The 8,207-nt window shown below is 51.2% G+C and carries 6 protein-coding genes; all 6 read right to left on the bottom strand.

What is annotated here, in order from left to right:
- Nucleotides 1-1,326: CdaR family protein (locus tag L692_RS0105730; protein WP_025698002.1), on the bottom strand; the 1,326-nt coding region annotated here is incomplete at its 3' end.
- Nucleotides 1,319-2,149, bottom strand: coding sequence for a diadenylate cyclase CdaA (cdaA, locus tag L692_RS0105735; protein WP_025698004.1), 831 nt, complete (start codon nt 2,147-2,149; stop codon nt 1,319-1,321). The genes cdaA and L692_RS0105730, both read right to left, overlap by 8 nt.
- Before the next feature lie 260 nt (nt 2,150-2,409).
- Nucleotides 2,410-3,024: a zf-HC2 domain-containing protein gene (locus L692_RS0105740; protein ID WP_025698006.1), complete on the bottom strand. Its 615-nt coding sequence runs from the start codon at nt 3,022-3,024 to the stop codon at nt 2,410-2,412.
- A gap of 116 nt (nt 3,025-3,140) precedes the next feature.
- The gene (gene sigW / locus L692_RS0105745; protein WP_025698008.1) at nt 3,141-3,707 is read right to left on the bottom strand and encodes an RNA polymerase sigma factor SigW; all 567 of its coding nucleotides are present in this window, start codon (nt 3,705-3,707) and stop codon (nt 3,141-3,143) included.
- Nucleotides 3,708-3,912: 205 nt separating this feature from the next.
- Nucleotides 3,913-6,705, bottom strand: a complete 2,793-nt coding sequence (gene ppc, locus L692_RS0105750; protein ID WP_025698010.1) for a phosphoenolpyruvate carboxylase — start codon at nt 6,703-6,705, stop codon at nt 3,913-3,915.
- 968 nt (nt 6,706-7,673) lie between these two features.
- Nucleotides 7,674-8,207: stalk domain-containing protein (locus L692_RS0105760; protein ID WP_025698014.1), on the bottom strand; the 534-nt coding region annotated here is incomplete at its 5' end.

An 8,207-nucleotide genomic window follows, 5' to 3' on the forward strand; every position in this document is an offset into this window, starting at 1 on the left:
CGGCCCACCCCCGCTTCCGCCGCCGGAGACAGGCTCCGTACTCGGTTCCGGCGAAGCCGCAGTCCCGCTTGCCGGAGTGGCAGACGGAGCTGCCGAGGAAGCAGGACTGTACAATTGAACGGTCACAGTCGGTCTTTGCTCATTGCTCAGCTCAACGAAGCTCGGAAGCGATATTTGAAGCAGCACCATATGGTTTCCCGCGCCAAGACCGCTTAAATCCGCGACCGCTTTAATATTGTTCTTGTTCAACTGGTCAAGCAGTGAGCTTGCCCCAATGAGGGTGAGGGAGATGGTCCTCTCCGCCGGACTTTCAATCGATGCCGACAATCCGCTGCGCACTCCCTCCAGCGTTACGGGTATATCCCGCAACGTACGCTCTGCAGCTTCGGAAGCCACTACCGTGACATTGACAGATTTCGGAGCGATCTCCTGGGCGCCGTCCGGCGGCTTCAGATCCGCCTTGATCGTCGATGTTCCGGCGCGGTTGATGGAGCCAAGATCAAGTGTCGCTTCATAAGAAGCGACGGATGCCAGCGCGGCCTCCTGCCCATAGATTACAACGCTGTCCACCTCCGGGGTCACCTTTGACAGCACAAGCGAATCAGGCAGACTGCCGGTATATCCGATTCTTAGCGGTACGCTTTTATAGGGCAGCGTAATCGGGATTTCCACAGACACAGACGCGGGCTCAATTACCGCATCTTTAATCTCGTTGCCTTTGGCGTCATATGCCGCGAGCTTCATTCTTTTCTCCGTCACGGCCTCATTCTCGCCATTCACCTCAACTGTTCCCTGAACCTTCGCCACATGAGCCAGCTCGCTGGCAGCAAGCGTAACCTTGACCGTAGCGGGCTCTACCACCGGTGTTCCCAGCCGATAGCCGTCAGCGGGCGTCCCTTTGGCGATAACCGTTACGGGAAATGATTTCGTATTCCGTTCTTCGATATGCACATGAACTTCCCTAGGGGTAATCGATATCAGATCTACCCCACGGGGAAGCGAGTATTTCAGCGGTATTGTACTTGTTCCAGGCTTCGCTTTGCTTAGATCAAGCGTTACTCTGTAGTCATCGGAGAACACAAAGTTGATGTCGCTGCTCTTCCCCATGACTTCCATCCGCACACTATTCGCATCCTTGGAAATCACATACTTGTCTTCATCCACCCCCGTGGTCTGGATAGGGACGTTCTCGATGATTTTTGATTCCAGATGGCCAGTCGACTGGGCGGTAGGAGCACTGTCAATATGGACCATAGCCCACAAAATGATGCTTAAGGCAACCGCAAGCACTTTGTTGAAGTTATTGTTGTTCATCCATTTATCCATTGGTGCCGCCCCCCTTCCATTTCCAGAAGGAGTTACGCTTCTCCGCCAGCGCCGAATGGGTTCGCAGCTCTTCGTAGAGCTTGGAAATCAGCGACTCTTCCTTGATATCCCTGACCACCTGACCGTTGATGGCAAGGGAAATCTGCCCCGTCTCCTCAGAGACGATGACCGACACCGCGTCCGTTACTTCGGTGATTCCGATGCCCGCCCGGTGCCGTGTGCCCAGCTCTTTGCTGATGAACGGATTCTCGGACAATGGCAAGTAACAGGCCGCCGCCGCGATCTGATTGCTCTGCATAATAAGCGCGCCGTCATGCAGCGGTGTGTTGGGAATGAAGATATTGATGAGCAGCTCGGAGCTTACGATGGAGTTCATCTGAATTCCGGATTCCTTATATTCGTTAAGACCGGTTGCCCGCTCAAAAACAATTAATGCCCCTATTCTTCTGCGGGCTAAATAATTCACGGCTTTAATCACTTCGCCGATTAATTTGCTCACCGCCTCATCGCTCTCGGCCGTCCGGCCAAAGAACTTTCCCCTTCCAAGCTGCTCCAGCCCGCGCCGCAGCTCCGGTTGAAAAATAATAAATACGGCCAGCACGCCGAAGGTAAACATTTGGTTCATCAGCCATTTCAGCGTGTACAGATCGAACAGCGTACTGAACGCCCAGATGACTATGAGTACCAGAATCCCTTTCAGAAGCTGAATCGCGCGGGTACCGCGGACCATATTAAGCACTTTATATATAATATAGCTGACGATCAGGATATCGATGACGTCTTTAATGGAATCCTTCCAGGTAAGGTCCGTAAAATAGCTCATTGCGTTAAAACCCCCGTCAGTTCATATTAGCTGGGTTTATGTAAAAGGTCTGTTAATTGTGTAACATATCTAGGGTATAACGTTCACGCCCATGTTGCAAGTTTACGCTTAAACAGGCTGAATAACCCGTGATTTAGCATAAAAAGATCGGATTTCCAAGCACAATTTCAAGTCTTCTTGAATAAGCACATCAAAAAAGCGCCGTCTTTTTCGAGAAAAAGAGGCGCGGCAGTCCATTATGGTCCAGGCCGCCCTTCGCATTAGCGGTAAGCGACGTCGGAGAACATATTGGTGACTTTATACCAGAACCAGCTCAGTGCCTGGTCGATGCTCTTGACTTGGCCCGAAATATGGGCGGTCGATGCCTGGTACAGTGAACCGTCAATAACGGTCACATTTCCGTTCACTTCCCCGTACACTTGAGCCTTGCCGTTCTCTACCGTAAGATCGCCGGTAACCCGTTTGCCGGAAGGAACGATAACGGTATCCCCCTGAATCACGACCTGATCGAGATCGGAGCCTTTCACGACAAGCTGTCCATCCTGCTTCCACAAGGTGACAGCGCTCATCAGCATGACCAGCAGAAACACCGAGGCCGCGGTAAGCGCGGGATGCTTCTTTATCCAGGTAATAAACCGCCTTTCCTTCCTGGAAGGCGGCAGCGCGCCCATAATGCGTCCCACAAGGTCATCCGATACGCCGGGACTCTGGTGCATAAGGGAAAAAAGCAGCATATCCGTTTGTTCCAATTCCTTGAACTTTGCTCGGCAGTCCGGACAGGATAGAAGATGCTCCTTCAAGTCCCGCTGCTGCTGTCCGGGCAAGTCGTCATCCAAGTAATCATGCATCATAGAGACGGCCAGTTTGCATTCCATAGGAGCCAATCCTTTCATTAATGCTATTTAATTACCCTTATATCGGGTGCACAATGCTTGCTATACTTACATACGCGCAAGGATCAACAAGCGTTTCACAAAAATAAACCGTCTCTTTATAATCTCGGGCCTAATTTTTTGCGCAAAAACTCCCGGCCCCTATGTACCCGGGTCTTAATCGTCGTAACGGGCATATCCAGCACATCGCTGATTTCCTGAAGCGATAAATCCTGCAGATACCTTAAAATCATGACCGAGCGGTATTTCACGGGCAATTCGTCAATCGCCTGGTAGATCGTTCTCTGCGTCTCGGAAAGAAGAAGCTCACTCTCAGGCGTTACATTATCGCTCGGAATAAGAGAATACCCGTCGGTCCCCTCCTGATCGCCAAGCTCGGCATCCAGCGAATAGGTAGGCTTGCGCTTGCGCAGACGGTCGATGCACAGATTGGTCGCAATCCGGTATATCCAAGTCGAGAATTTCTGATTGTCGTCGTATCGGTCCAGATTACGATAAACGCGCAAGAACGTCTCCTGGACAATATCCTCCGCCTCATGGCGATTATTCAGCATCCGGTAGCCTAGATGATAGATTTTGTCTTTATATAATTCTACAAGTTCGGCAAATGCTCTTTGGTCGCCCTTCAAAGCGAGCTTTGTCAACCTGCCTTCCAAATTCTCCACCAGTTAACTCCCCCAAACTTGCCGCCCTTGGTATGTCGTCATCCACTATATTCACGGTACAAGCATTTAAATCGTAATTCAACAACGGTTAAAAATCAAGGCTTTATCTTGGGATTCCGAGGTTCGGGAAGCCAGTGAAAAAGCCTGTCTTCCACGCGAGGGAAGACAGGCTCATATATTTTAACAAACGGGCCAGACCGCAGTATCAGCCGGTATTGCGAAGACCTGCGGCAATGCCGTTGATCGTAAGGAGCACTTCGCGCAGCAGCTCAGGGTCGTCCTGATCCTTATCCCGCAGCGCTCTTAGCTCGGTCAACAGCTGCACCTGCAAATAGCTGAGCGGATCGACATAAGGGTTGCGCAGCCGGATCGACTCCTGAATGACCGGCACATTGTCCAGAATGTCCTGCTGACCGGTTATCTTCAGAATCAGTTCCGAGGTCAGGCGGAATTCTTCCTCGACCTGTCCGTAAATCCGTTTGTGGGCCTCCTCATTCTTGCCCATCCCCGCATACTCCCTCGCGATAATGAGATCCGCTTTGGCAATCGCCATTTGGAGCGTATCGATCAGGCTCGTAAAGAAGGAGAAATTTCCGTACATATGCTGGAGGACTTTCAGGTTCTCTTCCTTGCCTTGATAGAAGCTTTGCAGCCCCGTTCCCGCCGCATACCAGGCCGGCAGCAGGAATCTGCTCTGGGTCCAGGCAAATACCCACGGAATTGCCCGCAGATCCTCGAACCGGTCGCTGTTCTTGCGCTTGGACGGACGGGAGCCGATATTAAGCTCTCCGATTTCCGGAAGCGGCGTGGATTCCTTGAAGAAGGTCAGGAAATCCGGGTCGCGGAAGATCAAATCCTGATATTTGTTCAGCGAAACCTCCGAAATTTCTCTGCAGATTTCTTCCCACTTGCTATCGTAAAGATCGCTGTGCGGAGTTCTTGCATTGATTGCCGCAATCACCAGCGCGGAAGTCGCCTGCTCCAGACTGCGGTAGGCGATGCCCTTCATGGCATACCGCGAGGAGAGAACCTCGCCCTGCTCGGTAATCTTGATGCCGCCTCCGATGGTGGAGGCCGGCTGGGCCAGAATACTGCGGTTGAGCGGCATTCCGCCTCTGCCGAGCGCTCCGCCGCGGCCGTGGAAGAACTTCAGCTTGATGCCGAACTCGTCGGCCATAGCCGTGAGTCCCTTCAGCGCCACTCGCAGCTCCCAGTTGGCGGTCACAACGCCGCCGTCCTTGTTGCTGTCGGAATAACCAAGCATGATCTCCTGCAAATCGCTCATTGCCGCAACCGCCTGACGGTAGATCGGCATATTGAAGATCGTGCGCATGATATCCGGCGCCGCATGAAGATCATCAATCGTCTCGAACAGCGGAACTGCCTGCAGTGTACAGACAACGGTGCCGTCAGCATCCCGGCGGAACAGCCCCACTTCCTTGGCGAATACCATGACCTCCAGAATATCGCTTGCGGCCTCCGCCATACTGATGAGATAGCTGGTAATACACTGCTTGCCGTACTCCGCCTGTGCTTTATAAACCGTCCGGTACACTTCCAGACACTCCTCGGTTCCCTCGCTGTACTCCTGGTACGGGGAGGTTAGCGGCCGGGGATCGTTAAGCAGTTTCTCCAGAAGCTCAATCTTCTCTTGCTCGGACAGCTTGGAATAATCCGGCGTAATTTCCATCTTGGCCAGAATTTCCGTCATGGCGTTCTCATGCTCTTTGCTGTGCTGGCGGATATCGAGCGTCGCCGTATGGAAGCCGAACAACTCCACCTGGCGGATCAGCTTCTTGATGTACGTGTCCGCCACATAATCAGCGAAGTGATGCCGCAGGCTGCGGTCGATGACGTTCAGATCGCTAATGAGCTCTGCCGGTGAAGCGTAGCACTCCAATGTTCCTCTTTTCTCATCGTCCAGCACGTTCTGCGTCTTCGAAATCATGTAGCTGAGCTTGATCCGATACGGTTCGTTGTCGTTACGCCAAGCGTCGATGCGGTCCAGTTTAATAGTCGCACGGTCTTTAGCAATGGACTCCAGCAGTTCTGGCGTCACATTTACAATGCTTGTGTTAAAGCTTAAGTACTGCATCAGCTCGCGCATAATCCGCTGATATTCACGTACAGCCAGTATGCGCTGCATTCTCAGCGTCTGGAGAGTAACCGAGGCCGTAACCGAAGGATTACCGTCGCGGTCGCCGCCGATCCAGGAACCGAACCGCAGATATGTCGGAACATGCCAATTCTGCCCCGGATAATATTTGCTGAGGCACCGTTCAAGCTCCTGATACACATCAGGCAGCACATGAAAAATCGTTTCGTGGAAATAGTACATTCCGTTGCGCACTTCATCAAGCACGGTAGGTTTACGGTCCCGCAGTTCATCGGTCTGCCATAAGGTAATAACCTCGTTCAACAGCTTCTCTCGCAGCTGCTCCCGTTCCCTAAAGGTCAATGTCGGGTTGTCCAGACCGGTAACATCGTCGGCAATCCGCTTGTGAATGTCAAGAATGGCGCGGCGCATCGCCTCTGTCGGGTGGGCGGTCATGACGAGCTCCAGCGAGAGGCCGTTAACAATCTCCCACACTTCCTTAGGAGTGAAGTCCCGTTCCCGGAGTTCCTGAATAGCGCTCTCTATCGAACCAGGCTGTACGGTCTCACCCGCCGAGCGCTCATAGTCTCTTTTACGGCGAATCCGATGATTCTGTTCGGCGATATTCACCAATTGAAAATAAATGGCAAACGCCCGAATTACCTGATGCCGGTTCTCCGGATCCAGGGAGTCGATTAACTCCTTAAATTCGCTGTGCAGTTCAGGTAAACACACTGAGCGCAATGACTTACTGGTCTCGCGAATCTTCTCCACGATCTCCAGCAATTCGTTGCCGCCTTGATGCACCAAGACCTCGCCCAAAATGTTTCCCAGGAACCGTACGTCTCTCCGCAGCAGATTGTTGGAATTGACTTTGCTTGCGGTAGTCGTAAGTTCGGTCATGCTGTTCCCCCCATCCTTCTTCCGTATGAATGTCTCATCACAAGTCATGTTTAGAGCTTTCCTCATATCATACAATAAAACGATTCGAAAATCTTCAACTTTCTTTCACGGTAAAGCACTATAGTCTTTTAAGATTATACATCAAAATGATTATTTATACAGCTATATTTTTTTACATTTTTATTAAATTATCGAGAAAATCGCTCATATCGTTCTAAAATACATATAAAATGACCGGGATAGGGCTTACATTAGAGGAGAGGCTTTTCATCGGAAAGAAGGAAATTTATTAGAAAAAAATTAATCAAGGACACCGGCAGCAGCTTTCACACTGTTAAGATAAACCGCCACTCAGCGCAGCCGCCGCCGAATGCATAACCCCGCCCGCCATTTGGGTCGATGATTTATTTTGAACCTGTGTCAGAGTCAGCATTCCCTTCTCCTTTCCCGTCAATCCGTCTTAAATAGATAAACTGGTCGTACCTGCCTGAATGTATCAGCGCGGTCAAGGTAATCAATCCCATCCGTAAAATGACTACCGGCACAATCAGCATTTGGAAGGCATACGCCATATGAAGAAAGAGCATCGCCAGCATGAATACGCTGACCACGCCCTTTTGAAAGCGCTTATAAAATAAGCCTTGTAGCGATGAGGCTGCTTGCCAATAACCGCATGAAAAATCTATATTAATGAAAAAAGCCGACAGTAACCCTATGCCACTTTGAGGATGTTCTTAATCTGAGGGAGCGGCATGCCGGATGCCTTGCGGATAGAGGATGGTTAATTTTGAGACCGCTGATGACATGAAAGACGGATACCAAGAATCAATTAACACGTAAGCGAGGTGTCTGGACGACGGGACTTGCTGAAACTCGTCAGAATCGGCGGGGGATAATTTATGGCAGTCGATTGATGAAAGGGTTGACGAATTGCAAAATTGCCTGCGAGATGAATGACGGGGATAAAGCTACATTTCCTCTTTTAGGATGTTCACCGTTTTAGTCGCTGCGTCATAGGTTACGGTCGCCCCCAACGCCTCTGCCACGGCGCGTGCCGGAATGTAGGTTGTACCCTCATCAACCACGCCGTCAGCCACTTTCTTTCCATTTACTTTGACTGCTACGACTTGATCTTTTGCCACTTTGTCATCCTCCTTAAGTGCTTGGTATAATCGCGACCACGGAAATTTTGGCCCTGGGCAACACGGCTTCCGAACCGGATCAACCTGAAAATGACCGATGACACGCTTGCTGTCCAGCACAATCTCCCGGCCGTAAATCCGGTTAATCTCACTGGCAATGTGCTTATGCAACCAGACCGTCGCCTGGAACTGCGCCTCTGTCAGCTCTCCGTCTGTTCCCTCATGCTCGATGGACACGGTATATTTGTTCGGATTGGTCGGAGCCATCTCTTTTACAATGTCCGCCGTCGCCTTCGGGATGACAGCCGCAGTAATCCCATTCGCCCAGGCCATCTTCTGGATGTCCACATATTGATGGAT

The organism is Paenibacillus forsythiae T98, assembly GCF_000520735.1.
GTDB classification, from domain to species: Bacteria; Bacillota; Bacilli; order Paenibacillales; family Paenibacillaceae; genus Paenibacillus_AQ; species Paenibacillus_AQ forsythiae.

Coding starts and splice junctions, on each gene's coding strand:
- cdaA (WP_025698004.1), bottom strand. CDS start 2,149: ATGAGCTATTTTACGGACCTTACCTGGAAGGATTCCATTAAAGACGTC.
- L692_RS0105740 (WP_025698006.1), bottom strand. CDS start 3,024: ATGGAATGCAAACTGGCCGTCTCTATGATGCATGATTACTTGGATGAC.
- ppc (WP_025698010.1), bottom strand. CDS start 6,705: ATGACCGAACTTACGACTACCGCAAGCAAAGTCAATTCCAACAATCTG.